Source organism: Pseudomonas sp. HLS-6 TE3448 (assembly GCF_053629555.1).
In genome coordinates this window covers 502,696-528,381 of record NZ_JBRJIO010000001.1, presented here as the reverse complement: position 1 = coordinate 528,381, position 25,686 = coordinate 502,696, and the positions used below count along the sequence as shown (strand labels likewise).

Genomic DNA, 25,686 nt, shown 5'->3' with positions numbered 1-25,686 from the left:
TTTAATTCAGTCGACGCTAGCGGACAATGCGAAAGGACGCGCCATGCGAAACCCACGTGGCAAGCGCCTTCGGAGGTCCCCGCAACGCTGCGCCGGCAGCTATCAGCTAAGGGCGGTCGTACGCGATAATGAGTCTGCTCAGTGGGGAATTCTAGATTTCATCAGGATAATATCTGGCTAGCTAGGCAGGCTCCAATTGAGGCTTCGGTAAGACATGAGTGAATGCGCAAATTTTTTGGTGCTCGAGATGATTGAGCGGACGCTATGGTATGAAACCGAAAATGGCCGAGCCAAACTGCCTCAGGGCGAGCTGCGAAAACGGACCGAACCATTGCTCATTCTCGGTGAAGCGGGCATGGGAAAGTCGTGTCTGCTTGAATGGTTTGCAAATGCTCCAGGCCATGCACGCTGCACCGCTCGTCAGCTGATCAATCGTCATGATCCGAGAACACTACTAGGTGACGCCACAACCCTGGTGATTGATGCACTTGATGAAGTGAGCGCCCAAAAGGAGGGCGATGCGGTGGACCTAGTGCTACGCCAGCTCGGACGACTAGGCTGCCCTCACTTCGTTCTATCTTGCCGTGTCGCGGACTGGCGTAGCGCCACTGGGCTAGAGGCTATTCGCGAGCAATATCCAGAGGAGCCGCTGGAGCTGCATCTTGAGCCCTTTGATGATGCTGACGCAGCAACCTTCCTAAGTGCCTCGCTCGGGGCCGAGACCGCCGAGGCGGTGGTCGAACATTTCAACATTCGGGGTCTCAGCGGACTACTTGGCAATCCGCAGACTCTCGAACTCATCTCCCGGGTCGCCGGTTCGGGAAATCTGCCTGAGACACGTAGCGAGCTCTTCAGCCGAGCAGTTGAGGTATTGCGGGTCGAGCATCGGGATGCAAAGGCCTGCGGTCAGCTCGCACGAGAAATAGGGCTTGACGCCGCAGGTGCTGCATTTGCTGGCTTGATCCTCACTGGCAGTGAAGCCATCGTCCGAACCACTTCAGCCAGCTCTGCTGAAGGCGAGTTGCAGCTCGCCGATATTTCCTGCCTCCCTCGGGGAGAATCCATAGGGGGCATGCTTGGCACACGGTTGTTCAGAGCCGATGGTGCTGATCGCTTTGGATATCTACATCGCCGTGTCGGTGAATACTTAGGGGCTCGATGGCTTGCGAAGCAGGCTGATACCCCGGCTAAACGCAGGCGCCTCTTATCAATGTTCCACAGTCATGGTCTCGTGCCGGCAAGTCTACGTGGCATTCATGCGTGGCTCGCTCATGATCCGGCACTTGCTCAGGCGGTGATCGCCGCTGATCCAATGGGCGTGATCGAGTACGGTGATGCAGACGATTTAACGGTCGAGCAAGCTCGCTCACTAATAGGGGCACTAGAGCTACTGGCAACGGACAGTCCTCGTTTTCGTGATTGGGGGCCCTATTCTATGCGTGGAATCACGCAGCCCGAGCTCATCGAAGAAATACGGCGATTGATTACCGCACCGGAAACACCGTTCGCTCTACGCCTTCTTGTGCTCGAAGCTGTCAAAGGAAACAAGATCGCGTCAGAGTTAGCAGATGATTTCCGGAGGATCGTTCTCGACCCACAGGCGATTTTTGCGAGCCGGAGAGCCGCAGGTGAGGCGCTTTCTGAGCTAGATGGTGAAGAAGATTGGCCGAATATTCTCTCCGCATTACACAATTATAACGATGAGCTCTCGATTCGACTGGCAATTGAGTCGATCGAGGACATTGGTTACGAGCTGATCCACGATAACCTTGTAGTCGACCTTGTAGTTGCTCATGCACGAAATGACGGTCGCACGATTGGCGTGTTATCAGGCCTAAAGAGGTGTCTTCCTGATCTTAGGATTGAAGGTGTCCTTGACCGCTTAGCCATAGTGGCAAAGACGCTTGGCAAGCGGTACGAACGCCCCGGAAATTACGTCCTAACCGATTTCGCATATCACCTGATCGCGCGTGCCGTGGCAGCCGGTGGCGTCACGGCCGAAAAAATTTGGTCTTGGCTAGAACCATTTGATGCCAGCGTCGGGTATCAGCGCGAATCTCGTCAGCAACTAGATGCCCACATCCGGGGCGATGATCGTTTTCGCCAGGCCATACAGCGCTACGTACTGTTCGAACGGCCTAGTGATCAAAGTACTTGGCAGCTGGCCTGGGAATTGAGCCGGCGGTCCTCCGGTTTTGCGGCGACCGCGGCTGACGTCGTTGCGTTACTTGAGGCGCTTGATCCTTCAGATCACAGCGATGAACGTTGGCGCGATTTGGTTCAGCTCACTCCGCATGACGATGAAATAGGTGCCGAGGTTCGTGCAGCCGCAAGGCCATTCGCTGCACACTGCCCTGACCTATTGAACTGGATCGAAAGGCTTGCCAAGCCGGTTATACCCGAATGGAAGATCGAGCAAGCTGAAAGCGAACGTATCCGCCAAGAAAAGCAAGCTGCTGCGCACGCCCAGCACCGAAAGAGCTATGCGACTTGTATCGATCAAATGGGTGTAGGCGACTTCGGAACAATCATCGATCCGGCCAAAGCCTATCTCAATCTGTTTAATGATGTCGGAGACGATGTGCCTGCCCACAAGCGCGTTGCTCAATGGCTTGGCGACGATATCGGAGATGTTGCGCATGTGGGGTTCGAAGCATTCATGGTGCTTGAACCAGCCACGCCCACAGCGCACGAAATTGCGGAAAGCCTTGCACAAGGTCAGTACTACGACGCTGGCTACATTATCGTTGCTGCGCTCGCCGAGCGCTTTCGGAAAGGCGTAGGGTTCGATGATCTTTCTGATGAGCGCCTGATGGCGGGACTTTTTGTACTGCGCCGAACTTGCATCGACGACCACGCAGGGATTGTCGGTCTCAGAGATGCGATCGAGGCCGCTATCCAGGCTCGCGGCGGTTGGGGGGACGCAATGCGGCTTTACCATGAACCTCAGCTTCAAGCGCGCTGTGAATCAGTAGACGGCCTCTATGCACTTGTGCGAGATGAACGTCATGCAGAACTTGCTGCTGAGCTTGCGGCCGAATGGCTAAAGCGCTTCCCAGAGCTTCCAGTCGGACCGGAAGCAGAGTTGATCTATCGGCTTATCCGCTTGGGACGATTCGAGGTATTACGCCGCGTCGCCGTTGGTCGCATAAAGCTGACTGACGATGAGCGTAGGCGCAACTGGGATGCGATTGGCCTTGTCGTCGATTATGAGCAGACGGCTGCGCGGCTGAGTGCTTCCCAGATTGAACCCGAGCTGCTCTGGCATTTGCGTAATTGCACAGGTGGACATTTTGACGACGGTTCCTATGTTGCTCTGGAGCCAGCGCAGCTTGAATGGATCATCACTACGTTCCGCCCGCAGTGGCCAATGGTGTATCGTCCAAGCGGGACTACCGGGGGCAATACTAATCCCTGGGATGCTAGTGACCACCTGACCCATCTAATCCGTCGTCTAGGCAATGACACCAGCGAAGATGCAATCGCTGCGTTGATGCGCTTGAGGAGCGCACCGCCCGACGGCTACACCGAGTCGATCAAGATTGTTGTCACAGAGCAAGTGCGCATCCGTGTCGAATCATCTTATGCTCCTCCCACGCTTGAAACGATCAATGCAATTACACGTAATCTTCTTCCTGTATCCGCCGCCGATCTGCAGGCGTTGGTGCTCGAGGAGCTTTCGATCGCCCAAGCGAAGGTCAAGAGCGACGATGCCGAATCGTGGCGTGGCTTCTATGATGACAACGGTACGCCCTTCGCAGAGGAACGCTGTCGTGATCATCTTCTTGGGCTGCTTCGCCAGGGATCGAAAGAGATCACGTTTGATCCTGAGGCGCATGTCGCTGCAGACAAGGAAGTCGATATTGCCTGTTCTGCGGGTGCACTTAGGATGCCGATCGAAGTGAAGGGGCAGTGGCACCCGGAACTCTGGAGAGGTGCTGACATGCAGCTTGATGCACTCTACACCCGAGATTGGCGAGCAGAGGGTCGTGGCATCTATCTCGTCCTCTGGTTTGGCGATCAGAATCTGCCGAACAAATGCCTTAAAAAGCCAGGGCGAGGTACGGAGCCACCTCAAACAGCGAATGAGTTGCGGGAGATGCTCATTACCGGAAGCAAATCAGTACGTGAGGGACGTGTGATTGTTTTTGTGCTTGATCTGGTGCGCTCCTAGCCGAAAATCAGCATGGTGGCGGGAGTTTGGAAAAACGTTGCCTGACGTCCCGAATGTTGAACGCCTGTAAACTCCCGTTCGACGCTAGACATGGGTAGACGGAGCCGACCCACAGTGTGGATACCGCTGGATGAAGGGCTATACGACATCATATTCCTCGCGCTCCCTGTTCCATAACTTGCACTTCCGGGAGTAATGTCTTCACGAGATATCGTCCTCGAGTCACCGCTTGGAGCTAATGCGCGACGAATTTCTTGGCCATCGAAAAGGGAGGTTTGGTTTGGCGACAAGAGCTGGCTCTCATGCGGGACGTGGGTTCCGCTATCAGGATGCGGTTGCGGCAAGCCTTGCCGTAGAAGGCTTTGTCGGCCGTTTTGGATACGGCAGCGTCGTCCCTGAAGGGGGCGACGATCTTGAGCTCCGGACGGCCCGCGCTAGAACGCTCGCGCAGGTCAAGTCACGACGCAATCACATGGGCCCGTTTTCAGCTCGCTCCGTGGCGGGCTTCGTCATGAAAATGTGGGACGGAAAAGGGCTTCATCCTGACGACCAATTTTTGCTGGTGCTCGAGAGCAATGTTGGTGAGCGCCGCACTGCCTTCCGCCAGTTGCAAGAGCTTTCCGCCTATCCGAGCGTCGTAGCCGAGCTGAAGGGACGCAAGGGGCTGGCCGGCCTCATTGCGCGAACGAAGGTGCTTGTGCTGCCTGACCCTCGCGGGAGCGCAGTAGCCCAGATTTCGGCTAGACAGGCCTGCACCGCCTTCGAAGCCGAGATGTACTTCGCGGACCTCCTGGGCGTGGTGGGACACCTCTCTGATGACAACGGCACTCGCGCGGAGAACGCTTATCTTGGGCTTGCCGTATCTGATGTTCAGCAGCGGTTCGACGCGCTACAGCCGCTTTTGAGCTCGGCGCTAGTCGAGGCAGCGCTAATCGAGGGCTTGTGTTCAGCTGTGGACTTCCTGACTCCTGATGAGGATCCGCTGTTCTACCTGGGTGTCGATGCGCAGGCATCACATGTAGCCGCAGGACTGGTAGTGGAACGCCCTGAGCTCCGGGCAGCCGTTCTCCAAGGACTGGAAAGCCGTAGAAACGCGCTCATTCACGGTGTTTCCGGCTCAGGAAAGTCAGCAGTCCTTTGGGAAGCCGCGTATGCCAGTCGCCACGCAGTGCGTTGGTTTCAGGTTCATCGTCTGCCGCCGACAGCAGTTGCGTCACTTGTCCAGCTTGCGCGCTCCAGACGAGCGACTGCAGATGCGCCCGTCGGCTTCATCATCGATGACGTGGGCCGAGGGTTCTCGGAGGGTTGGACCGCGTTGACTGCGGAGGTAAATCGCACTCCCGGGCTGCTGCTTTTGGCATCTGTACGAGAGGAGGATCGCTATCCGCTGGTAGATAACCGTCGCGCTGCCCAAGTCAAGGTTCAGGGTGACGACACTCTTGCTGAACGAGTGTGGCGAGAGTTGAGGGATAGAGGGCAAACCGCTTGGCAAGGATGGCGAGAACCTTGGGCGCTGGCGGCTGGCCACCTACTTGAGTACACCCACGTGCTTACCCAGGGGCATCGATTGAGCGAGACGCTGCACGCGCAGATTGCTGCGCGGATGAACGACGTCACTCGACACGACGAACTGGATGTCTTGAGGATGGTGGCTTGTGTGAACGCCACGGGTTGCGGTGCCGATGTGTCAGAATTGCCTCGCGTCTTGTCCAAATCAGCGACTACGGTCTCGCTAGCGCTGACCAGACTCAAGGATGAGCACCTGGTTCAAGACACACATGACGGCAGGATCGTGGGGCTGCATGAGTTGAGATCTGCAGAGCTACTTCGTCTGTCTCACGAGTTCGCGCTGCCCTTGTTGTCGACTACGGTCGCAACTGCAGTTTGGCTGGTGCCGGCATCCGAGATGTCTCGGTTCCTTGAGCGCACGCTTTCTAGGCACGAGGGATGCGATGACGAGGTAATTGAAAGCCTGGCACTTAGATTGGAGGCAGCACCGACAACGGCGCTTCTCAGCGCGATTCTGACAGGGCTGGATCACACGAACGCGCATCGGGTGATCGGACGATGGCTCCAGACCGCCGAAGCACTAGCAATGGCGAAGTCGTTGCTGGGAACGCCTGCTGGACTTGCGATTGGCGACGTCGAGCCACCAGATATCGGTCCGATAGTCTCGGTATCTCGACGCTTTACTGAAATCAGGACTGAGGTCATCGCTTCAGGTTTGACCGCTCGCTTTTTGGCTCGGTTAGCTCCAAGCGATCTGCGCCGCACGCTCCAGGCGGCGAGCAGCATGGGGGACTTGACTCGGCTCATGGCTTCGCTACTCGGCCAAGTCATCCCGGCTTCGCACTTGAGGGCGCTGGCCAAACTTTCCCCCCCGCTGGTCGACACGGACTTTCAAGCCATAGTTTCGCTACTAAGAGTTACAGCAAGGGTCGACAGGGCGCTGGCGATCAGTTGGGTCGATGCAGTAGGGCAAGAGGTGTTGTTCCAGCGCTTCTCCGACCATGTGGCATGGGCTGAGGCACCGCGCCTGAGCCCATGCGAGGAAGGTAAAGAGGTTCGCTCAGACTTCTGGTATGTAGCAACCTCCGTGCAAACCGACCTTAATCACGAGGTGTATCAGACTTGTGAGACCTTGCTGGCGCTGACACCTGCAGCAGATATTGTCTCCAGCAACGCGCTCGGAGCTGACGGGAGCATCGTCCCGTCCACAATTGGAGGCTACCCGCTTGCTTGCAAACGCATGCCCAGGGCGAACGTTCCTGCGCCCGAACAGGTTGCCCGCAATCGTGCGTGGCTGGCCATTCTCAACGCGGAATTGGCTGCTAAGAGTTACACCGCATATCTAGCGCAATGCCTGGATCTGCTCAATTTGCTCGTCCCGAACCTCAGAGCCCTGCTTGACGGGCAATTCAGAGGGAAGACCGATACAACGGCGCTCAACGTTTTGGGGCGCGTATACGACGCTGCTATCAGCTTGGTGGCGCCACAGGAGGAGCAGCCAACTGCTGAGGTTCAGAGCTGGTCGAGGCTGCCATCGATCCTGTCCAGTTGCTCCACGGACCTAGTCCGGAGGTTTCTTGCGCTGCCGCAGGGTGCTCCGGCCTACATGGCGTGGCTTGCAGACCTCCAGAAAAGCATAACGATTGCGGCGTCAGAGGAGTCATGGGATGTGTTGTCAATCGAGGCTCCGAAAGAGTTGGATGAGCTACGACGCCTCGTGGAAATGTTTCAGACGATGGCCGGTGAGTCTGAAAAAAGAGGGCTGCACCCGTTCCTCACCCACCGCTGCCAGACGGCCCCAAAGGGAAGTGCGCTTGGCAAAGCGGCACTGGCCGCGCGCCGATATCGCGAGGCCGAGTTTAATAACTTGGAAGCTAGACTAAGGGCCGAGTTGACCGCAATAAGCCCTGGCATCGGCGTTCATCTGCTGTCTGAGGCTACCATTCCCGGGGTGTGGCCGCCTGCGGATGTGCTGGTCACTTTGCCTGTGAACACCGATGGAACAGGCGTGGACTTAGAGAGTGGCTGGGCAGCCTGGCGCGCTCTCGTTGATGACGGGCGCAAGATTTGCGTCCTACCGGTCATGAACAAGCTCGGATTGACGAATCTCGCTACATCTGGCTTCGACAGTCTGTTCCCGGTCCTACCAAATGAATTGGCGCAACCCTGGTGCGCCGCCGCAGGACTCCAGGCAGCTCCGCTGGATTCGGTAAACGTATTGACTCGTCTCACCAACCCGTTGGCAGAGCTCCAAGGCATTGATGCGTATTGGAGCAGCAAGGGAACCAGGATGCCCGAGGAGGAACGCATCTATCGGGCGATCTTTGAGACTCTCGACGAAGCGAGGGAGGCCTGGAGCAACTTGGCGCTCACGGATGACATCAAGGGGGCTGGCCTGCAACTCGTGGATGCCGCTCTTCAAGGTGAACTCTCGATTGCGAATGCCGCTGCAAGGCTGCTGCACGGCGAGCGGACCCAGACTATCGAAGCCATCGAGTCATTCGTCCTAGGACTTACGGTGTTCGACTGTCAGCGCAGTGCATAAGCTCGGCAATGACAACTATGATGAACGCCCTCGGACTGAAGGTGGGTGGTGGCTCGGTGGAGCACTTTGAATTCCTTCCAGACTGGTCTGCCGCAAGGCAGGACTTTTTCACGATGGTTCGCCACCTGGAAATAGGCTGAGGATAACTTTAGAGATAATGAGTCATACCCTGAAGAACAATATCCATTGAATTCAGCCTCTTCCGTGTTGATACGACTCCTGTCTCCGCACCATCCAGCCGTTTCGATCAGCCCCACAGGGCACGAAACACCCAACAAAGCCCGCCCAGTGCGGGCTTTGTTGTTTCTGCTGGTCTCTGGATCGGTGTCCATACGGCTAAGTCATCTACCCAGCCCTGCAAAGCCAATACATGGTGTGTGCCCAGCCTTGCACGCCCGCGAGTACGAAACGCTGCATGAAGGGATGCCGGCACAAGCCACACGGATGCCTGTAGGCTTGCAGGAGCAGGATGAATTTTGCGGAGTAGTCAGAACGATGATCGTAGTTGTCGACGGTATCAGCGCGAGCGGGAAAACCACCTGGTGCGCAAAGCATGGAGGGCAATATGTCGTTCCTGAAAATGGACGTTTCAAGGACGAGCCGAATCGACTGCAAGACCCAGTCGGAGCCGCAGCGTTCTGGGCAGAGCGAAACGTAGATCGCTGGCAGGCAGCGCTCGCTACGGAAGAAATGTCTTCGTGGGCTTTGTGCGACAGCGACCCCCTCAAGCTCCACTACATTTGGAGCCTCTGGCAGATCGGCGAGGCCAGCGAACACGACTGGCGATTGGAGTTGGCGGCTACACGAGAAACGGTAGCCCAAAGGCGGATTGGCTTCGCTGACTGTTACATTGTTGGCAGCATCGATCCGCAGCTCGCGCGCGAACGAGCCAACGCAGACACCACCCGCCGACGGCGTAATTTCGAGCTACACGTGCGTCTCCAAACCGCTCTTTTGAACTGGTACTCAGCCATCGAAAAGGTGCTTCCAGGGCGAGTGCAATTCGGTTTTCCTTCAGAAATGCCGGCCTTGAAAAGCCTTGATGGAAGGTATGCGCTAGAGGCTTTTGATCAAATGATCGCATCGCTCCCACGACCTCATACCGCTTAGTGTTTCAGTGCCTGGCCCAGGCTGCGCTTGTTTAAAGCGCTGCCATAAGCGCGGCGACGATTTTTTCGTGGCGGGCCTGGGTCGAATCTCGCCCCAAGCTGGCGCGTTACTCCTTCACATTCATGTATTCCCGCGCCCACGCGATGTAGTCGTTCGGGGCGGTGTACTTGGTTACCAGTTCCGAGGCATTGAGCGCGTTTTCGACAGGGATGCCGCGCTGCTCACGAAGGCTGTCGTAGGTGGCTTTGATTGCCGCGAAGTAGGCGGCATGGCCGTCGACCACGATGCGCACGCCCAGTTTGGCCAGGCGGCTGTCGTCGCGCAGTTCCGGGTTGCCGTAGGTGACCAGCATCAGTGGCACGCTCAGGCCTTCTGCGATTGCCTCCAGGTGTTCAAAGTCCTTCACCCCGACCAGGCAGATGCCATCGGCGCCTGCGTCCTGATAGGCGCGGGTGCGGTGGATGACGTCGGTCAGCGGCTGCACGCCGGCATGGGTGCGGGCGATGATTGCCAGGGCGCTGTCGTCGCGTACTTCCAGGGCGGCGCGCAGCTTGCCGACGCCTTCCTCGACGCTGATCAGGTCGTAGGACTTGCGGCCGAATTGGGCTGGCAGCAGGGTGTCTTCAAGGGTCAGTGCGGCGACGCCAGAGCGCTCCAGTTCGATGACGGTACGCATGGCATTGAGGGCATTGCCGTAGCCGTGGTCGGCGTCGGCGATCACGGGCAGGCGGGCCACACGGCCGATGCGTGTGGCTTGTTCGGCAAACTCGCTGAGGGTGATCAGGGCGATGTCCGGGGCGGCGAGCACTTGCAGGGACGCGACCGAGCCGCCGAGGATGCCGACTTCAAAACCGAGGTCGGCGGCGATACGCGCCGACAACGGGTCGAACACTGAGGCAGTGTGGTAACAGGCATGGCTGGCAAGCAGGGCACGAAAGGCATTGCGCAGCTCATGGTGACAGGTTTTTTGCATGGTCTGATCCCGTGAGTCGTTGTCTGGTCTTTTACTGTTCACATTTTGCAAGACCTGTACCCGAAGGTTGTAATGCAGATGTTACGGTTGTTGGGGCGGTGTTCCCGGCACTTGAATGGAGGAAACACGCCACTTTCCAGAACTATGATGGCGGAAATCCGCCTATTGCTGCGTAATGGTGCGCCTTAGATGCCAATGTGAGAAGAGGCGATCACTCCGGATGAAAGTGCCCCATGAAGGTAATCGCTTCAATGGCGTGGGCATACGGTGCGAATCTGGCGTCTCCACGCTCGAAGGCCTGTGCAACGGCGTGTGCGCTCTCAAGGCTGTCCCACTTGGCAAGGTCGACGAAAACTCGGCCTTGAGGGGCAGGGCAGTAGCCGGTGTATTCAATCAAACCATCAAAGTGCTTCAGGGCTTCGCGAAGCACTACTCGAAGCTCGGGCATCTGCTGTTCAAAGCCTTCCTTGACGGTAAAGATCGCGAGTTCAAGTACATGGCTGTTCTGTGTCATAGGGTGCTCTCCAGGTGCAGTAAGAAGAGCGACCAGTGTCACGCAGGCCTACTGACAGCGTACTGTCAGTGCTTCATCGCAGGATGTGCCGCCCATTGCGCGGACTGGAACTGCATGTAGGCGCGCAGGTTCCATTCTGCCCCAAGCTTTTGACCGTCCGTCATGATCTGCAGGTTGTGCATCCGGTCGATCCGGAAGTCTCGGTAGGCCTGCCTGGACACGCACCAGGTGCCCACCGTCCACTTGCCTCCCCAATAGAACAGCCCCAAGGGAAACACCGTCCGGTCCGAAGTTGCCTCGTTCAGGCTGACATAGGAAAAACGTACCGCGCTCGCTTGTTGAATAGCCCGGTTCAGTTCATCCAGGTGGCGCTGGTGCGCTGTGGCGGGCCTGACGCGCAGCGCCCGAATGCTGGAGAGCGAGGGCGGTACATCGGCCGATGGCAACGCCGCGGTGATTTTGCTCAGAAGCGTCCTGGCAGAGGTGGCGAGTTCAGTACCCGCGGCAGTGGAGAGCATCTCAACGCCAAGCATCAGCGCATCGAGTTCAGTGCGGGTGAGGGTCAGAGGCGGCAGTTCAAAGCCTTCACGCAGTGAGTACCCCACGCCAGCAACCCCATAGAGGGGAATGCCACTGACAGACAGGTCATCGATGTACCGATAAATCGTGCGGGCTGAGACGCCAATGCGCTCGGCCAACGCGTCTGCGGTAATGGGTTGATGCACTCGTATCAGGTTGACCACCTGAAACAGTCGATCTGACTTGCGCATGTAGCATCCGGTCCATGGTGTGATCTTGGGCGAGCTTGCCCGGCGCTTTAGTCTCTCAGGTATCGAGTGTCGGGGGTACGCCGATCCTCGCACCCCAGACGACCCCATCAACAACCAGGCACACCCTCAATGCTTGTGCCGGTGATGGATATCGGGAAAGTGCGGGTGGCTGTGTCGGATCGGTGCGTGGTGGTGCAGGTGGTTGTGGGGTTCAGTGCCATCCCATTCGAAGTCGTGTTCATGTTGGTGATGCTCGTCATGGGTATGTCGATGGCTGTGCACCAGCGGTTCATGTTGATGCTCGTGTGCGTGGTTCTCGGTCAGGTGTATCCAGACACCCAGCGCCATCAGCGCGGCGGCGATCCAGAACAGCCATGACACCGACTCCCCAAGCATCAGGATCGAGAGGGCCGCGCCCAGAAAGGGCGCCGTTGAGAAATAGGCGCCGGTACGCGCGCTGCCGAGCCCACGCAGGGCCAGTACGAACAACACCAGGCTGACGCCATAGCCAAGAAAGCCCACCAGCAAGGTAGGCAGCAGTGTGCTGATTGCCGGCAGTTGGGCGCCGATAGCCAATGCCAGCGCGCAGTTCACCACACCCGCGCTCAAGCCTTTGAGGCCCGCGATGAACACGGCGTCGGACGCTGAGACTTTGCGCGTCAGGTTGTTGTCAATGGCCCAGCACAGGCAGGCGAACGCCACGGCCAGCGGGCCGGTCCAGTCATGGGCCGATGTGCTTTCCTGAGGCCAGGAGAGTACACAGCCCCCCAGAACGATGACGATCATGCCGAGCACGATTCGACGATCAGCGTTCTCCTTGAACACGACCCAGGCCAGCAGGGCGGTCAGCACCGACTCCAGATTGAGCATCAGGGAGGCGGTCGCCCCTGAGGTACGTGTCAGGCCGAACATCAGCGCAATCGGCCCAAGCACGCCGCCGAATGCGATGGCGGCGAGCAGCCATGGCCATTCAGGGGCTGTCAGGCCGCTGCTGCGCCAGCCTCGGTCTCGAATGCACCGCACGAGGGTCAGGCCCAGGCCGCTACCCAGGTACAACAGCCCGGCCAACAGCACAGGAGAAAGGCCCACGCCCAGAAACTTGGCCAGTGGTGTGCTGGCGCCAAACAGGGCCGCTGCGGCCAGCGCGTACAAAACACTCACGTTCATTCGGGGGGAGCCTTCCACTTGAGCGGTTCAAGCGTTCATCATACGGCCTCACCCGAATGAATACCTTTACCGGGCCTTAATACGGGCAATCAGGGATCCTCAGTATGACGCACATCGCACCGAAGGCAGCCGACACCCTAGCCGTACCGCCGCCGGTGAGTTTTTGGCACGCCTTCGTGTTTTGGCTCAAGATGGGCTTTATCAGCTTCGGCGGCCCGGCCGGGCAGATCGCGATCATGCACCAGGAGTTGGTCGAGCAGCGGCGCTGGATTTCCGAGCGTCGGTTCCTGCATGCCCTGAACTACTGCATGTTGCTGCCCGGCCCCGAAGCTCAGCAACTGGCCACCTACATCGGCTGGCTGATGCACCGAACCTGGGGCGGGGTGATTGCCGGCGTACTGTTCGTGCTGCCATCGCTGTTTATCTTGATTGGCCTGTCCTGGGTCTACATCGCCTTTGGTGACGTGCCGGTGGTGGCCGGGTTGTTCTATGGCATCAAGCCTGCCGTGACCGCCATCGTGATCCAGGCGGCTCACCGTATTGGCTCGCGGGCACTGAAAAACAGCTGGCTGTGGGCGATTGCTGCGGCGTCGTTTGTCGCGATATTCGCCCTCAATGTACCGTTCCCGTTGATTGTGCTGGGCGCCGCTGTGTTGGGTTACCTGGGCGGTCGTTTTGCGCCGGCCAGGTTCAGTAACGGCGGTGGGCACGCTGCTAGCAGGGCCGCCTATGGCCCCGCGCTGATCGACGATGAAACCCCTACACCCGCACATGCACGTTTCCGCTGGTCGCGTCTGGCGCAACTGTTGGTTGTTGGCGCGGTGCTCTGGGTAGTGCCAATGGGGGTGTTGACGGCGCTGTTTGGCTGGGGCGGTACCTTGACCCAGATGGGCTGGTTTTTCACCAAGGCTGCACTGTTGACCTTTGGTGGTGCCTACGCGGTGCTGCCCTACGTTTATCAAGGCGCGGTCGGCCACTATGGCTGGTTGAGCCCAACGCAGATGATCGATGGCCTGGCGCTGGGTGAGACCACCCCTGGGCCGTTGATCATGGTGGTGGCTTTTGTCGCCTTTGTGGGCGCTTACCTGCAGCAGGCGTTGGGCGGTGAGCACCTGTTCCTGGCCGGTGCGGTTGCCGCGTGCCTGGTCACCTGGTTCACCTTCCTGCCGTCGTTTCTGTTCATTCTGGCGGGTGGGCCGCTGGTGGAGTCGACGCACAACGTGCTGAAGTTCACCGCACCGTTGACCGCTATCACCGCGGCTGTCGTCGGGGTGATCCTCAACCTTGCGCTGTTCTTCGGTTATCACGTGCTCTGGCCCAAAGGCTTCAGCGGTGCGTTCGATGGGGTATCGGCGTTGATCGCCGTGTCGGCCGCAATTGCACTGTTCCGCTTCAAGCGCGGCGTGATACCGGTACTGATGGCGTGTGGGCTGGCCGGGGTGGTCGTGCAGTTACTGCGGCACGCATGACTGAACGGTGCCCTCAACGGCACTCGCGACCACGCGGTTGCGGCCCAACTGCTTGGCCTGGTACATCCGGTCGTCCGCCAGCTTCAGGGTTTCGGAGAGCTCTTTGGCATCGTCCGGCCAGTGGGCGACCCCCAGGGAAATCGTGATGTGCCCAACAAGCGCCATGGGTGCTTGTTCAACGGCCACGCGCAGGCGCTCGGCAAAGTTGCCGGCGGCTTCAATGGAGGTGCCAGGCAGCAGGATCAAAAACTCTTCGCCACCCACGCGGCATACGCTGTCCGCTTCGCGCGAATACTTCTGCATGATTTTCGAGAGTTGCACCAGGACCTTGTCGCCAGTGTCATGGCCATAGGTGTCGTTGACCCGCTTGAAGTGATCGATGTCGAGCACCACGACGGAGAAGGCTGTCTGCTCGCTGCGATAGGTTTCCAGTACTTGGGCCATGGCCCGCCGGTTGAGCAGGCCCGTCAGCGGGTCGGTTTGTGCGTCCTTGTTCAACTTGCCGATCTTGCTTTGCAGCAAGGAGATGCCTAACAGCAAGGCGCGCTTGATTTGGGTCGACTCGAAGTACCAGGACTTTACCGCGCGGATCTTGCCCTGCGCTTCCGGGCTGTCCATGTTCTTGGCGCAGTCGGCCAGTTGCCCCAGCGGCGTCGAGATCAGCCGTGCCAGCCACCAGATGGCAAGCATTCCCAGCAGGCCAACCGGCAGAATGCCCTTGAGCATGTTGATCATCAGCGTGTTCAACGCCAGCAGCGATGTCTCGATCGGCTGCTGAGAAACGATGCCCCAATGCGCCGAGGTAATGGGCGCGTAGCCGGCCAGCATCTCGACATCGGCGGTGTTGATGACCTGGCTTTTTCCGCTTTCGCCACGAATCACGGCATCAATCACCGCGTTGGGGCCTACGGCCTCGCCGATCCGATTGGGGTCGGGGTGGTAGAGCAGCTTGCGGTTTTCATCGACGACGTAAATGTAGGAGCTGTCGGTGTAGAAGTGGCTGCCCAGCAGGCTGTGCAGCATGCTCTTTTGCTTGAGGTAAATAGTGCCGCCGATAAACCCGAGGTAGACGCCTTGGTCGGAAAAAATCGGATGGGAAATGAACACCACCAAGTTGCCGGCGAACGAGACGAAGGGTTGGCTGATAAAGGGCTTCTGTTCAGTCAGTGCGCGCTGAGCATTCACCGAAGTAAGTGTACTTCCCACGATCTGAATCGTTTCAGGTGATATGGCTACAACTTTTCCCGTGGCATCGGCAACGGTTACCGAGTTGAAACTGTCGGTCTGGGATTTCAGGCGTTCAACTTCATCTACTGCTTGGCCAAGCCCGTCCGGCTTGCTCATCATGCGCGCGCTGTAGGCGAGTTGTTGTTGGGCCGAATGCAGAAACTGATCGGTACTGGCAGCCAGTTTCGCCGCATAAATACGGTTTGATTCGAGTGTGTTGTCGATCAACTGCTGGCGCTGAACGCGATAACTTGAATAGAGCGCGTTGCCTAGCGTAATAAGTGCAGTCGCAATCGCGAGAAGCAGTATTAAACCACGAAGGTCAATCTTGAAAAGCGACTTGCCACTCATCTAAAACGAACCGATATTTGCATTTGGGCGGCATTATCATACGGCATTTCACCCTCGCTTGGCCGTGGCTTTTTGTCTAAGTTGGCTGAGCATTTTTGCAATCTGTGCTTGTACCCATGCACTGTGCGCGCTCATTCTGGGCAGCGCCCGCGCCTGTTAACAGGTGCGGTGCGGGTCAATATTCCCTGCATTACCCAGGTGGCATATCGCATGAAAGAGGCAACGCAGCACTTGGCACTGTATGTTCGCGCGCTGCATGGCGCAGAAAGTACGGTGTGTGTTCGCGACTATACCGTCAGCTCAAACAGCACCGTGGACGAAGGGCTTGAGGTCAGGGAAGACACCCTGACCGCGACCTTTACCAATGGTGTGGTCATTCGGCGCACCCTTGAACAAGACCGTTTGCCGGTCAGTGCGGACACCTGCCCCGAGTGCTGGATCATCTATGAAGTGCTGGAGTGCCCGGTCGACCAGTTTACGGTTGCGCCCGCACACATGACCTTCAATTCGACGTGCCGCGAAACCTGGTGGATGACCTACCACAACTAGTGCCCGAGCGCAGGTGAAGTGCTTTCACGCAGAGAGCCACGCTTTGCTGTTGCGTGCACCGGGGGCCGCCGGTATGGTTGCGCGGTCACGGTCAATCCCGTGACCGACCTTGGCCGGTCGACAACGTTAGGCGCATAAGCGCCACCATCCGAATGCAAGTGCACTTTTTGCGCTTGCACGTCGTGCTATGGCGGCTGTGCGCGGGACACCTTCGGGTGTGCCGGGCTCCTAACGTCCCGGTCGGCCAACCCTCGTACAGCTGCCACCCTCTCTCGTTTGGCCGCGAACAGTGGCAGCTCCTAAACGTTAGGAGTGATTATGAGTACGTCCGATTCCCCTCCGATTACGACCGCACAAGGTGTGGTGTTCCATTGCACGGGCGATGCACACCAGCAGCGCGCGCTGTTCTGCGTGGTTGACGGTGTACCGATAGCCGATGCGCTGAGCAGCATTTCCGATTTGTTGGCCCCCGCGCGAGCGGCGGTGTATGCCGCTGCCATGGGTGAGCAGGTGCTGGCCGGAGACAGCGCCTGGCTGGTGCACCATAGCCTCGACAGCGCCAAAGCCGTGGTGGATGCCCTGATCGGCACACTCAACCCGCCGTAAAGGTGCTAGCGTTGACCCCACTATAAAAAGGGGGGCGCATGTCGATCATCCTTCAGCAGCACCCGGCGCCGGTTGCCGGTGCCTCAGGCGAGGCGTTTCGTGAGCAGGCCGCCGATGGTTTCAGCCTCGGCGGTTTTACCTGGCGTCATGGCAAGGCCGATACCGCGCGGGCGGTGGTCATCATCAACGCCGCGACCTCGGTACGCTGCCGGTTCTACTTCCGTTTCGCCGAGTACCTGTTTGCCAATGGCTTCGATGTGATCGTCTACGACTACCGGGGCATCGGTGAGTCGCGGCCGGCGTCGATGCGCGGGTTTCAGGCGTCCTGGTCCGACTGGGGCGTACTGGATTTCGAGGCGATGCTGCAGCGGGCGATGCGTGTGTTTCCCGGTCAGCCCATTGATGTCATCGGCCACAGTTTTGGTGGGTGTGCCGCGGGGCTGGCGCCTTCGTCGGCGGTGATTCGGCATTTGGTCACGGTGGGGGCGCAATTTGCCTACTGGCGTGATTACGCGGCGGCCAGCCGTTGGCAACTGGTGTGCAAATGGCATGTGTTGATGCCGTTGCTGACACGGTTGTGTGGCTATTTTCCGGGTAAACGGCTGGGCTGGCTGGAAGACACACCGGCTGGCGTGGTGCGTGACTGGAGCCGATCCAGTGCGCGCTATGAAACGCGGCCCAGTGGTCAGGCGTTGGCCGAGTTGCACTTTGCCCGGGTAACGGCGAAAACCCTGGCCATCAGCCTGAGCGATGATCCGTTTGGTACCGTACCGGCGATTGAGCGTTTGCTGGCGTATTTCAAGGCCAGCCCACGGGTGCACCTGCGTATTGCCCCTGAAGATATCGACGAGGCGCAGGTGGGGCATTTTGCGTTTTTTCGTAGCCGCTACGAAGGGCGTTTATGGCCGATTGCGTTGGGGTGGTTGAAGCGTGGCGAACTGACGGCGTGCGCACCGGGGCGGGTGATCCCGCCCTACGCCTGACGTGCAGTCTGTAGGAGCCGGGCTTGCCCGCGATGCAGGCGCCGCGCACCCATTGGCACCCCGCTGACGCCATCGCAGGCAAGCCAGCTCCAACAGGGATTGTAGGAGCCGGGCTTGCCCGCGATGCAGACGCCGCTCAGCCACTGGCACCCCGCTGACGTCATCGCAGGCAAGCCAGCTCCAACAGGGATTGTAGGAGCCGGGCTTGCCCGCGATACAGACGCCGCTCAGCCACTGGCACCCCGCTGACGCCATCGCAGGCAAGCCAGCTCCAACAGGGACTGTAGGAGCCGGGCTTGCCCGCGATGCAGACGCCGCGTATCCACTGGCACCGCGCCGACGCCATCGCAGGCAAGCCAGCTCCAACAGGGATTGTAGGAGCCGGGCTTGCCCGCGATGCAGACGCCTCGTATCCACTGGCACCGCGCCGGGGCCATCGCAGGCAAGCCAGCTCCAACAGGGATTGTAGGAGCCGGGCTTGCCCGCGATGCAGGCGCCTCGTATCCACTGGCACCGCGCCGGGGCCATCGCAGGCAAGCCAGCTCCAACAGGAAATGCAGTGTTCTGCACAGATCCCTATTGGCGATGCCGTTTGGGTCAGGCTTTGCGCTTCAGCGGCTGTGCGCTGAATTTCACGCCCGCCAGGCCATGCTCGATCAGGGCACGAATGTTGGCGTGGTCGGTGCCTTGTGGTGTAGCCACTACGCTGCGGTAGTGTTCGCCGAACGCCAGCAGCGCTTCCTGGTCGCTCAGGCCTTCCAGCAGGGCCAGGCCCAGGGTTTTGCACGAGCCTTCGTTCTGCCCGGCTGCGTTTTCGACGCCGCCATTGTTGAACGCCTGTGGCTGGTAGTCGTAGCCCGCCGCGATGAACGCCAGGGTGTCGGCAAAGACGTGTTCGCCGCTGTTGAGGCTGGCGCGCAGGGTGGTCAGGTCAGTCATGGGTTTTTCCTTTGGCAAACGCCGCCTGTTGTTCTGGGCTGGCTTCTTTCTGGTATTGGCTTTTCCACTCGGCATAAGGCATGCCGTACACCACTTCGCGGGCGTCATCCAGGCTGAGGTCGATCTGGCGCTCGTCGGCAGCGGCCTTGTACCACTTGGACAGGCAGTTACGGCAGAAGCCGGAGAGGTTCATCAGGTCGATGTTCTGCACGTCGGTACGCTTGCGCAGGTGTTCGACCAGGCGGCGAAAGGCCGCCGCTTCGAGTTCGAGTTGCTCTTGAGGCGTCATGGCTAGTCTCGTGAAGGTGTGGCGCAGTGGGTCAGTTTACCGCGATACGGCTTTTTTCAGGTGGCGACCACCGTTGATCACCACGCTGCTGCCCGTGCTGTACTGGCTCTCCAGCAGAAAGAGCACCGCATCGATCAAGGGTTGAGCCCCCGGCTCGAATTCCAGCAGGGCCTTTTTCAGGGTTTGCTGGCGGTACTCTTCGTCGCTGTTTTCCTTGAGGATCAGCAAGCCCGGAAGGATCGCGTTGACGCGTACGCGCGGTGCGTACTTTTCTGCAAAGGACAGCACCATGTTCTGCAGCGCCGCCTTGGTTGCGGCATAGCCAATATGGCTTTTGCTGCCGCGCGAGGAGGTTTCATCGCAGATATGGATGATGTCTGACTTGTCCAGCTTCAGCAGGTGTTCGCCCAAGGCCAGGTTGAGGTGGTAGGGCGCCTCGACATGCAACTTGAACATGGTATTGAGGTTGGCCAGGCTGTCGTCCAGCCACAGCGAGGCGTTGTGGATGATAGCGCGCAAGCCGTCGAAGTTGTCTTGCAGGAACTGGATCAGCGCCAGGCGATCTTGCTCGTCGCACAGGTCGGCCTGGAACTGGATGATGTTCGGGTGCGCGGCCTCTGGGCTCTTGCTACGGCTGGCGCTGACGACGGTATGGCCGGCTTGCGCAAGCCTCAGAGCCAGTGCCAGGCCAACACGTTGGCTGGCTCCGGTGACTAGAATTGGGCTGTTCATGTAAGGGCGGTCAACTTTTCTTACGTGTTCGCAGGGTTAGTGCCCAGCATACCCGAACTGCGCAGTGTTGCACGCGCCCTGAGCCGGCTAGCGGCTTTCCAGTGTGGGTGCCGTGGGCGCTGCGGGGTGTGTGCTGCTGGCGTTGAGCCAACCGGCCAGGCAACGGGTCGACAGTGGGATGAAGACGTAGACCATCAACGGCGTCAGGGCCAGGGTGCTGAGCAGCACGCGTGGCAGCAGGCTCAGCTCGGTGAGCCAGTGGCCGAACAGCAGGTTGAAGGCCAGCGATACCGGGAAGAACGCCAGCCAGATCGCCACGGCTTGTTTCCAGCGGGGTGGGCGCTGTGCGGCATTGCTGCCAAACCAGCCGTCGATACCACTGACACGGTGTTCCGACGGTTGTTGAAACAGGCCGTTGCCGCGGGCGAGCCATGCCGTGCGTGAGGCCGAGTGCTCCCAGGCATGCAGGGTTTTTTCGTCGGCAAAGCGAAAGATGATCTGGAATTCATCGTCTTGCGGCGGCGGGGCCAGCACGCCCGAACCCAGATAACCGGGAAAGTCGGTGGCCAGTTGTTCGCCTTCACGTAACCAGGCGATCAGGTCCTGGTAGCGGCCATTGGCAACGCGGCGCGCCACCATCAAGGTAACGGGTGGGGTAGACATCGTGTATCTCCTGGCTTTATGGAGGCGGCGGGTAGCCGCGCCCATGGAACGCTGCCCGGGGTGGTGGGCAGCGTTTGAACACAAGCAAGGATTATTCCGTAAATGCGCTGGCGCGTCAGTGCTGATCTACGCCGGGTGGGTTCAGATCGGTCTTGTGCCTTGGCGGCAATAGCGGAGTAGAATGGCCTCCACCTTCTGAAAATGCGGCTGTCCCGGCGATGACTGAATCCGCTCATCCCTCCCTGAGCTCCACTGCCCTCGATCACGAGGAGCTGTTTCCTATCCGTGAGGTGTCCCGATTAACCGGTATCAACCCGGTGACGTTGCGTGCCTGGGAGCGCCGTTATGGGTTGATCCAGCCAACACGCACCGAAAGTGGGCATCGGCTGTATTCCCAGGCCGATATTGACGAGGTCCGTAATATCCTCGGCTGGATCGAACGCGGTGTGGCGGTGAGCAAGGTTGGTAGCCTGCTTGCCAAGAGCCAGGTCATCAAGGCACAGACGCTGCAGGTACCACCACAAGGCGTGCAGAGCGATTGGGCGCAGTGGCAGGTTCAGTTGCGCCAAGCGGTCCGCTCGTTCGATGAGCGCCAGCTTGAGCAAGTGTATGGGCAGGTGTTTGCCAGTTATCCGCTGGTGGTGGTGTTCCAGGACATTCTGATGCCCGTGTGGCAGGAACTGCGCACGGCCCAGGAGGTGTTTGGCCAGCTTAGCGAGTGGTTGTTCCTCGACGGTTTCCTGCGGGCCCGCGCCTTGCAACGTTTGCAGTTGGCGCGTGAGCAGCAAGAGCTCCATGTCGTGCTGGCGGCAATCCCTGGGCAATGCCGTGAGCTGGAGCTGTTGGTGGCCGCGTTGTTGCTAGGCAGCAGCGAGGTCGCCGTGAGCGTGCTGTCGCTGGGGCAACCGCTGGAGGAGTTGAGCCTGGTGTGCGAGCGCATCAAGCCTCATGCCCTGGTGTTGTTTTCCAATCATCCACCGGCCCCTGACCTGCCCAAGCGTCTGGCGCGCCTGGCATTGGGCCTGGAGTGCCCGCTGTTGTTCGCCGGCGAAGCCGCAGACCTCGCCCAAGACCTGTTGATCGGCTCGCAGGTGGCGTGTCTGGGCAGTGAAGGGCGGTTGATGCGCAGGCGGCTGCAGCAGTATCTGGCGGGGCACCTCGATACCTGAAGGTGCGGCCTTCAGGCCGCGTGCACATCCGGATGCGCGCGGCGGTGTTGTTGCAGAATGTACTCGCGCAGGCGCTCGGTCTCGGCAGAATGGCGCTGGCTCAGGCGATAGGCGGCAAGGCCGTCCGCCGCGCGTCGTTGCAGGGTGCCCTCAAGTGCAATGGGTGCCTCTGCGCTCCCGGGGTTGAACCACAGCGAGAATCGCGCAGGTGGCTCTGGCTGGCGCACTTCAAGCAGTACCCCTTTGAACGATATCTCCCGTACCCATAGATCCGTGCTCAGGCCCATGTCGTCTTCCAACGCAACCGGCGTGTCCAGGGTCAGGCGCCAGGGGCGTACCATCGGCCCGTCTTCGTAGATGCTCGGCGCGCCCACTTGCAGGTGCGTGGCGTGGAACTCGTCTTCGACCAACTGCAGGGGAAAACTCATCTGGTGGTTTTCGAACTGCGCTTGCAGGGTGACCTGTTCGTGGGCGATCAGGCGGGTCAACAGGTTCTTGAGTTGGCTGTCACTGTTGAGCAGCAAGCTGGCGTTCGCATCCGCCACATCGAACTGCGGCGAATGTTGTATGTTCTGAATGAAGTCCAGCTCATCCTGGGTGAGTAGGGCGTCTGTTTGCATGGTCAAACCCGGAAATCTTGATCGGTCTACGAGGCGGTAAATTGATGGACAACAATCTGCCCGCTTTGTTTACGACCGTTGGTCGCTTTCCAGTACCTTGATGCGGGCCAAGGCCTCGGCCAACTGCTGCTCCAGCTGTGCCGCACGCTGTTCGGCTTCCACCTGGCGGCTGACATCGTTCTGAATGCCAATGAAGTACTTCAGTTGATCGGCTTCATTGTAGACGGGCGTGATCGACAGTTCGTTCCAGAAGGCGGTGCCATCCTTGCGGAAGTTGTGCAGGATTTCTCGGCAGGGGCGGCCTTCCTTGATGGCTTGGCGGATACGTGCGCGTGCCGGTTGGTCGCGCTCGTTCTGTTGCAGGAAACGGCAGTCGCGGTAGAGCACGTCGTTGGCGGTATAGCCGGTGATGCGCTCGAAGGCGGCGTTTACGTAGATCAGGATGGTGTCGTCGCCTTCCTGTTCCGCGACCACAATGCCGTCTGTGGAGGCGTCAATCATGCGTTGCAGCAGTTTGGCGTTGATCATGGACAAGGGCCTGCAAAATGGGAAGAACGACCTGACAGGATGGCTGATTCTAGAAGATTGCGCGTAGCCCTACACCTTTGGCGTGGGGCCATTTGCCAGCCTGCGGTGTTAGTATCCTACGTTTTTACTCAGTTTCGGAATCTACTATGAAAGTCGCCATCCTTTCCGGTTCGGTCTATGGTACTGCCGACGAAGTTGCTCGCCACGCCGAGTCGTTGCTCAAAGCCGCTGGTTTTGAGGCTTGGCATGCTGGCCGGGCGACCCTTCAGGACCTGCAAGGTTTTGCCCCAGAGGCTTTTCTGGCCGTGACGTCGACCACCGGCATGGGCGAATTGCCAGACAACCTGATGCCGCTGTTCTGTGAAATCCGCGATGCCTTGCCGGCAATTTGGCGTGGATTGCCAGGTGCAGTGATCGGTCTGGGCGATTCGAGCTACGGCGATACCTTCTGTGCTGGCGGTGAACAATTGCGCGAATTGTTTGCCGAGATGGGCCTGAGGGAAGTGCAGCCGATGCTGCGCCTGGATGCCAGTGAGACCGTTACCCCGGAGACCGATGCCGAACCCTGGTTGGCCGGGTTTGTTGCTGCCCTGCGCGGCTGAGCGGTGCTGTTGGTCGCCTTGTCCTGACATTTTTGCGCAATGACTCACACGGTCAATAGGCTGGCTGGCAATGCAACTCTCGGGTTGATCAAAGCTGGCTAGACTGTTTGCCAGCAGCGCAAATGAATGTGCCGAGGTGATTGCAATGAATACCGCCAATACCTTGCTCAACAGGACTTCGACCACGCCACGGGGACAGCGCAGATGCCTCTTGCCGAGATACCGTTAAGTGTCTGGCGTACCCGGGGGCATCATTTTTCGTTCCGGGGCCAAACCCTCCGTTACTGGACCGCCGGCCATGGCGAACCACTGCTGTTGCTCCATGGCTTTCCAACCGCCAGTTGGGATTGGCACTATCTCTGGCAGCCTCTGGCGCAGCGCTATCAGGTGATTGCCTGTGACATGCTCGGCTTTGGCGATTCCTCAAAGCCCCTGCACTACACCTACAGCCTGCTGGAGCAGGCGGATATCCAGCAGGCGTTGCTTGAGCACCTGCAGGTCACTGAGCCCGTGCATCTGTTGGGGCATGATTATGGGGCTACGGTCGCTCAGGAGCTGCTGGCGCGTCACCATGAAGGGCGGGCACAGATCGCCAGTTGCGTGTTCCTCAATGCAGCGCTGTTCCCCGAGTGCCATCGGCCTCTACTGATTCATAAGCTGCTGCTCAGTCGGCTTGGCTGGTTGGTGGCACGCTCGTTCCGGCGTGATGATCTGGTCAATTGCGTCAGCAAGATCTACGGGCCTCGCACCCGTCCCAGTGAAAGTGCGCTGGATGACTGCTGGAGCCTGATGGTTTCCAACCGTGGCATGCGGGTATTGCACAAGCTCAGTACTTACCCGTTGGAGTGCATGACCTATCGCGAGCGCTGGGTCGGGGCGTTGCTGGTGGGCGGTGTGCCGCTACGGTTTATCAATGGCCTGGTAGACCCGGTTTGCGGAGGCCATGTGGTTGAGCGTTACCGGCAGTTGGTGCCGGAGCCCGATACGGTGCTGCTGCCGGGAATTGGGCATTACCCACACACTGAATCACCGGTCCAGGTGCTGTATCACTACCTGGCGTTCCGCGCTTACTCCCGGCTGGGGCGGCCACTGAAACAGGCCTGATCCTGAATGTAAGGGTCCTGCTGTTGGTGTGGGCCCGGTGACGTTGCCACAATTGCTTTGATTCTGGCACCGATCGCTCATCGGTTATTACATCGTTTCACTGCGATGACGCGGCCGACTGAAACCCGCAGCGGTACAGAATAAAAAAGGCCGCTGCAAAGCAGCGGCCAAGTAAGACGTAGATCAAGGAGCTTCAAAATCAACGTCGGTGAACTGGGTAGGTACTCCGTTATTGAGTAAGCCTACAAGCCTGCCAGGAGTTGCTTGTTGAGCGGCTCTACTGGGCAGGTGGGCTTAGAATAAGGCGCTGATCTTTCAGGAAAAATAGTGGTTTCTGACATTCTCTTTTACGCAGGCTGTAATAGTTTTAGGTTATGCAGCGCGTTCACCTCAGACTAGACGGCGTGTTGGCGTTTTGTTTGGGGTGTTTTTTTATGTCAGAAAACAGGTAGTCAGTGGGTTGTAAAAAAAGCGCGCTGAAGGAAAACACTTTTAAGTACTGGGCGCATTAATTGGATCCATTAGTTCTGATTGATTTTGATACTTTTCAGGCACTTTCTCCTCTTGGATTTGCACGTTCTTGTGGGTAGTTTCTTGGCCGCTAATAACCACATTCACAAGGATCGCGAATGAATACCTCTACACCGTTTACATTGTCCACTGAACGACTGGAGAACTTCAGTGTGCAAGAACTTCTACTTGAAATGACCAATACTGTATTGAAGATACAGTCGGTTTTAAGCACGGCCCCTTCTTTAGCGCAGGTCATACGTCAACAGTTTCAGGTGCGAATGGCTGCGTTGGGTTGCGATGTTGATCTTCAGGCCTTGCGGGTTCAACAGGGCGTACCGCTGATCGACCTTGCGCTGCAGGCCATGATTGATCAGCAGGCACTGTCGCTTGAGCAAATGGGCCCGCAGCTTTTCGCGGCGGGTGCAACTCAGCCCATCGATGCCGATGTAAACCTTATTCATCAGGTGCTTGGCGAACTGCTTCCCCAGTGGGCTGATACATGGTTGGAGCAACTTCAAGATTTTTGGGCGGGTACGTTAAGCCCCGATGAAGCGTTTGGCCCAAACAGGCTTCACCAACT

At 58.7% G+C, this 25,686-nt stretch carries 22 protein-coding genes; 10 read left to right on the top strand and 12 right to left on the bottom strand.

Annotation, left to right across the window (positions count from 1 at the left end; translation table 11 throughout):
• Positions 1-214: 214 nt before the first annotated feature.
• The 3 genes from AB7M23_RS02470 to AB7M23_RS02460 all read left to right on the top strand — a co-directional run bounded on the left by AB7M23_RS02470 (position 215) and on the right by AB7M23_RS02460 (position 9,338).
• Positions 215-4,174: an NACHT domain-containing protein gene (locus tag AB7M23_RS02470; protein WP_454240153.1), complete on the top strand. Its 3,960-nt coding sequence runs from the start codon at positions 215-217 to the stop codon at positions 4,172-4,174.
• A gap of 238 nt (positions 4,175-4,412) precedes the next feature.
• Entirely contained in the window at positions 4,413-8,228 is a 3,816-nt protein-coding gene (locus tag AB7M23_RS02465) for a hypothetical protein (protein WP_454240152.1), read from the top strand.
• Positions 8,229-8,723: 495 nt separating this feature from the next.
• A complete protein-coding gene (locus AB7M23_RS02460; RefSeq protein ID WP_454242143.1) occupies positions 8,724-9,338 on the top strand; it encodes a hypothetical protein in 615 nt (204 codons plus the stop codon).
• 106 nt (positions 9,339-9,444) lie between these two features.
• Here AB7M23_RS02460 and AB7M23_RS02455 read toward each other — a convergent pair whose 3' ends face one another.
• From AB7M23_RS02455 to AB7M23_RS02440, 4 genes are all read right to left on the bottom strand, one after another.
• Positions 9,445-10,311, bottom strand: a complete 867-nt coding sequence (locus AB7M23_RS02455; protein ID WP_065758814.1) for an isocitrate lyase/PEP mutase family protein — start codon at positions 10,309-10,311, stop codon at positions 9,445-9,447.
• 211 nt (positions 10,312-10,522) lie between these two features.
• Positions 10,523-10,825, bottom strand: a complete 303-nt coding sequence (locus AB7M23_RS02450; protein ID WP_102052767.1) for a hypothetical protein — start codon at positions 10,823-10,825, stop codon at positions 10,523-10,525.
• Positions 10,826-10,890: 65 nt separating this feature from the next.
• The gene (locus AB7M23_RS02445) at positions 10,891-11,595 is read right to left on the bottom strand and encodes a helix-turn-helix transcriptional regulator (RefSeq protein ID WP_256587522.1); all 705 of its coding nucleotides are present in this window, start codon (positions 11,593-11,595) and stop codon (positions 10,891-10,893) included.
• Positions 11,596-11,721: 126 nt separating this feature from the next.
• A complete protein-coding gene (locus AB7M23_RS02440) occupies positions 11,722-12,762 on the bottom strand; it encodes a DMT family transporter (RefSeq protein ID WP_454240151.1) in 1,041 nt (346 codons plus the stop codon).
• Positions 12,763-12,866: 104 nt separating this feature from the next.
• Between AB7M23_RS02440 and chrA the strand changes: the two genes are divergently transcribed.
• Complete coding sequence (chrA, locus tag AB7M23_RS02435) at positions 12,867-14,231, top strand: chromate efflux transporter (RefSeq protein ID WP_454240150.1); 1,365 nt, start codon at positions 12,867-12,869, stop codon at positions 14,229-14,231.
• Here the strand turns inward: chrA and AB7M23_RS02430 are convergent.
• Positions 14,214-15,809, bottom strand: coding sequence for a sensor domain-containing diguanylate cyclase (locus AB7M23_RS02430; RefSeq protein ID WP_454240149.1), 1,596 nt, complete (start codon positions 15,807-15,809; stop codon positions 14,214-14,216). The genes chrA and AB7M23_RS02430 overlap by 18 nt on opposite strands.
• A gap of 210 nt (positions 15,810-16,019) precedes the next feature.
• On the opposite strand from AB7M23_RS02430, the gene AB7M23_RS02425 reads away from it, so the two are divergent.
• The 3 genes from AB7M23_RS02425 to AB7M23_RS02415 all read left to right on the top strand — a co-directional run bounded on the left by AB7M23_RS02425 (position 16,020) and on the right by AB7M23_RS02415 (position 17,947).
• Positions 16,020-16,358, top strand: a complete 339-nt coding sequence (locus tag AB7M23_RS02425; RefSeq protein ID WP_065758808.1) for a hypothetical protein — start codon at positions 16,020-16,022, stop codon at positions 16,356-16,358.
• A gap of 318 nt (positions 16,359-16,676) precedes the next feature.
• The gene (locus AB7M23_RS02420) at positions 16,677-16,964 is read left to right on the top strand and encodes a DUF3077 domain-containing protein (protein WP_409278726.1); all 288 of its coding nucleotides are present in this window, start codon (positions 16,677-16,679) and stop codon (positions 16,962-16,964) included.
• A gap of 38 nt (positions 16,965-17,002) precedes the next feature.
• Positions 17,003-17,947 (top strand): alpha/beta hydrolase family protein, encoded by a 945-nt coding sequence (locus AB7M23_RS02415; protein ID WP_454240148.1) that lies wholly within the window; start codon positions 17,003-17,005, stop codon positions 17,945-17,947.
• 597 nt (positions 17,948-18,544) lie between these two features.
• Here AB7M23_RS02415 and AB7M23_RS02410 read toward each other — a convergent pair.
• From AB7M23_RS02410 to AB7M23_RS02395, 4 genes are all read right to left on the bottom strand, one after another.
• Positions 18,545-18,886, bottom strand: coding sequence for a HopJ type III effector protein (locus AB7M23_RS02410; protein WP_102052769.1), 342 nt, complete (start codon positions 18,884-18,886; stop codon positions 18,545-18,547).
• Positions 18,879-19,175 (bottom strand): DUF1244 domain-containing protein, encoded by a 297-nt coding sequence (locus AB7M23_RS02405; RefSeq protein WP_065758804.1) that lies wholly within the window; start codon positions 19,173-19,175, stop codon positions 18,879-18,881. Before AB7M23_RS02405 ends, AB7M23_RS02410 begins: the two co-directional genes overlap by 8 nt.
• 36 nt (positions 19,176-19,211) lie before the next feature.
• A complete protein-coding gene (gene folM / locus AB7M23_RS02400; protein ID WP_099775765.1) occupies positions 19,212-19,907 on the bottom strand; it encodes a dihydromonapterin reductase in 696 nt (231 codons plus the stop codon).
• An 87-nt stretch (positions 19,908-19,994) separates the two neighbouring features.
• Positions 19,995-20,570: an antibiotic biosynthesis monooxygenase gene (locus AB7M23_RS02395; RefSeq protein WP_454240147.1), complete on the bottom strand. Its 576-nt coding sequence runs from the start codon at positions 20,568-20,570 to the stop codon at positions 19,995-19,997.
• A 218-nt stretch (positions 20,571-20,788) separates the two neighbouring features.
• Between AB7M23_RS02395 and AB7M23_RS02390 the strand changes: the two genes are divergently transcribed.
• A complete protein-coding gene (locus AB7M23_RS02390; protein WP_454240146.1) occupies positions 20,789-21,739 on the top strand; it encodes a MerR family transcriptional regulator in 951 nt (316 codons plus the stop codon).
• A gap of 11 nt (positions 21,740-21,750) precedes the next feature.
• Here the strand turns inward: AB7M23_RS02390 and AB7M23_RS02385 are convergent, their stop codons facing one another.
• Together AB7M23_RS02385 and AB7M23_RS02380 are read right to left on the bottom strand one after the other, a co-directional pair.
• The gene (locus AB7M23_RS02385) at positions 21,751-22,359 is read right to left on the bottom strand and encodes a hypothetical protein (protein ID WP_454240145.1); all 609 of its coding nucleotides are present in this window, start codon (positions 22,357-22,359) and stop codon (positions 21,751-21,753) included.
• Positions 22,360-22,428: 69 nt separating this feature from the next.
• Positions 22,429-22,887, bottom strand: a complete 459-nt coding sequence (locus AB7M23_RS02380; protein WP_065758799.1) for a PAS domain S-box protein — start codon at positions 22,885-22,887, stop codon at positions 22,429-22,431.
• Positions 22,888-23,033: 146 nt separating this feature from the next.
• Between AB7M23_RS02380 and AB7M23_RS02375 the strand changes: the two genes are divergently transcribed.
• Complete coding sequence (locus AB7M23_RS02375) at positions 23,034-23,489, top strand: flavodoxin (RefSeq protein WP_454240144.1); 456 nt, start codon at positions 23,034-23,036, stop codon at positions 23,487-23,489.
• Positions 23,490-23,693: 204 nt separating this feature from the next.
• On the top strand, positions 23,694-24,593 hold the full coding sequence (locus AB7M23_RS02370; protein ID WP_454240143.1) for an alpha/beta fold hydrolase: 900 nt from the start codon (positions 23,694-23,696) through the stop codon (positions 24,591-24,593).
• Positions 24,594-25,348: 755 nt separating this feature from the next.
• Here the strand turns inward: AB7M23_RS02370 and AB7M23_RS02365 are convergent.
• On the bottom strand, positions 25,349-25,567 hold the full coding sequence (locus AB7M23_RS02365; RefSeq protein ID WP_125862918.1) for a hypothetical protein: 219 nt from the start codon (positions 25,565-25,567) through the stop codon (positions 25,349-25,351).
• Positions 25,568-25,686 lie beyond the last annotated feature (119 nt).

Excerpts from the sequence above, each read along its gene's own strand:
- AB7M23_RS02470 (WP_454240153.1), top strand. The coding sequence starts at position 215 with ATGAGTGAATGCGCAAATTTTTTGGTGCTCGAGATGATTGAGCGGACG.
- AB7M23_RS02465 (WP_454240152.1), top strand. The coding sequence starts at position 4,413 with ATGCGCGACGAATTTCTTGGCCATCGAAAAGGGAGGTTTGGTTTGGCG.
- AB7M23_RS02460 (WP_454242143.1), top strand. The coding sequence starts at position 8,724 with ATGATCGTAGTTGTCGACGGTATCAGCGCGAGCGGGAAAACCACCTGG.
- AB7M23_RS02455 (WP_065758814.1), bottom strand. The coding sequence starts at position 10,311 with ATGCAAAAAACCTGTCACCATGAGCTGCGCAATGCCTTTCGTGCCCTG.
- AB7M23_RS02450 (WP_102052767.1), bottom strand. The coding sequence starts at position 10,825 with ATGACACAGAACAGCCATGTACTTGAACTCGCGATCTTTACCGTCAAG.
- AB7M23_RS02445 (WP_256587522.1), bottom strand. The coding sequence starts at position 11,595 with ATGCGCAAGTCAGATCGACTGTTTCAGGTGGTCAACCTGATACGAGTG.
- AB7M23_RS02440 (WP_454240151.1), bottom strand. The coding sequence starts at position 12,762 with ATGAACGTGAGTGTTTTGTACGCGCTGGCCGCAGCGGCCCTGTTTGGC.
- chrA (WP_454240150.1), top strand. The coding sequence starts at position 12,867 with ATGACGCACATCGCACCGAAGGCAGCCGACACCCTAGCCGTACCGCCG.
- AB7M23_RS02430 (WP_454240149.1), bottom strand. The coding sequence starts at position 15,809 with ATGAGTGGCAAGTCGCTTTTCAAGATTGACCTTCGTGGTTTAATACTG.
- AB7M23_RS02425 (WP_065758808.1), top strand. The coding sequence starts at position 16,020 with ATGAAAGAGGCAACGCAGCACTTGGCACTGTATGTTCGCGCGCTGCAT.
- AB7M23_RS02420 (WP_409278726.1), top strand. The coding sequence starts at position 16,677 with ATGAGTACGTCCGATTCCCCTCCGATTACGACCGCACAAGGTGTGGTG.
- AB7M23_RS02415 (WP_454240148.1), top strand. The coding sequence starts at position 17,003 with ATGTCGATCATCCTTCAGCAGCACCCGGCGCCGGTTGCCGGTGCCTCA.
- AB7M23_RS02410 (WP_102052769.1), bottom strand. The coding sequence starts at position 18,886 with ATGACTGACCTGACCACCCTGCGCGCCAGCCTCAACAGCGGCGAACAC.
- AB7M23_RS02405 (WP_065758804.1), bottom strand. The coding sequence starts at position 19,175 with ATGACGCCTCAAGAGCAACTCGAACTCGAAGCGGCGGCCTTTCGCCGC.
- folM (WP_099775765.1), bottom strand. The coding sequence starts at position 19,907 with ATGAACAGCCCAATTCTAGTCACCGGAGCCAGCCAACGTGTTGGCCTG.
- AB7M23_RS02395 (WP_454240147.1), bottom strand. The coding sequence starts at position 20,570 with ATGTCTACCCCACCCGTTACCTTGATGGTGGCGCGCCGCGTTGCCAAT.
- AB7M23_RS02390 (WP_454240146.1), top strand. The coding sequence starts at position 20,789 with ATGACTGAATCCGCTCATCCCTCCCTGAGCTCCACTGCCCTCGATCAC.
- AB7M23_RS02385 (WP_454240145.1), bottom strand. The coding sequence starts at position 22,359 with ATGCAAACAGACGCCCTACTCACCCAGGATGAGCTGGACTTCATTCAG.
- AB7M23_RS02380 (WP_065758799.1), bottom strand. The coding sequence starts at position 22,887 with ATGATCAACGCCAAACTGCTGCAACGCATGATTGACGCCTCCACAGAC.
- AB7M23_RS02375 (WP_454240144.1), top strand. The coding sequence starts at position 23,034 with ATGAAAGTCGCCATCCTTTCCGGTTCGGTCTATGGTACTGCCGACGAA.
- AB7M23_RS02370 (WP_454240143.1), top strand. The coding sequence starts at position 23,694 with ATGCCTCTTGCCGAGATACCGTTAAGTGTCTGGCGTACCCGGGGGCAT.
- AB7M23_RS02365 (WP_125862918.1), bottom strand. The coding sequence starts at position 25,567 with ATGAATAAGGTTTACATCGGCATCGATGGGCTGAGTTGCACCCGCCGC.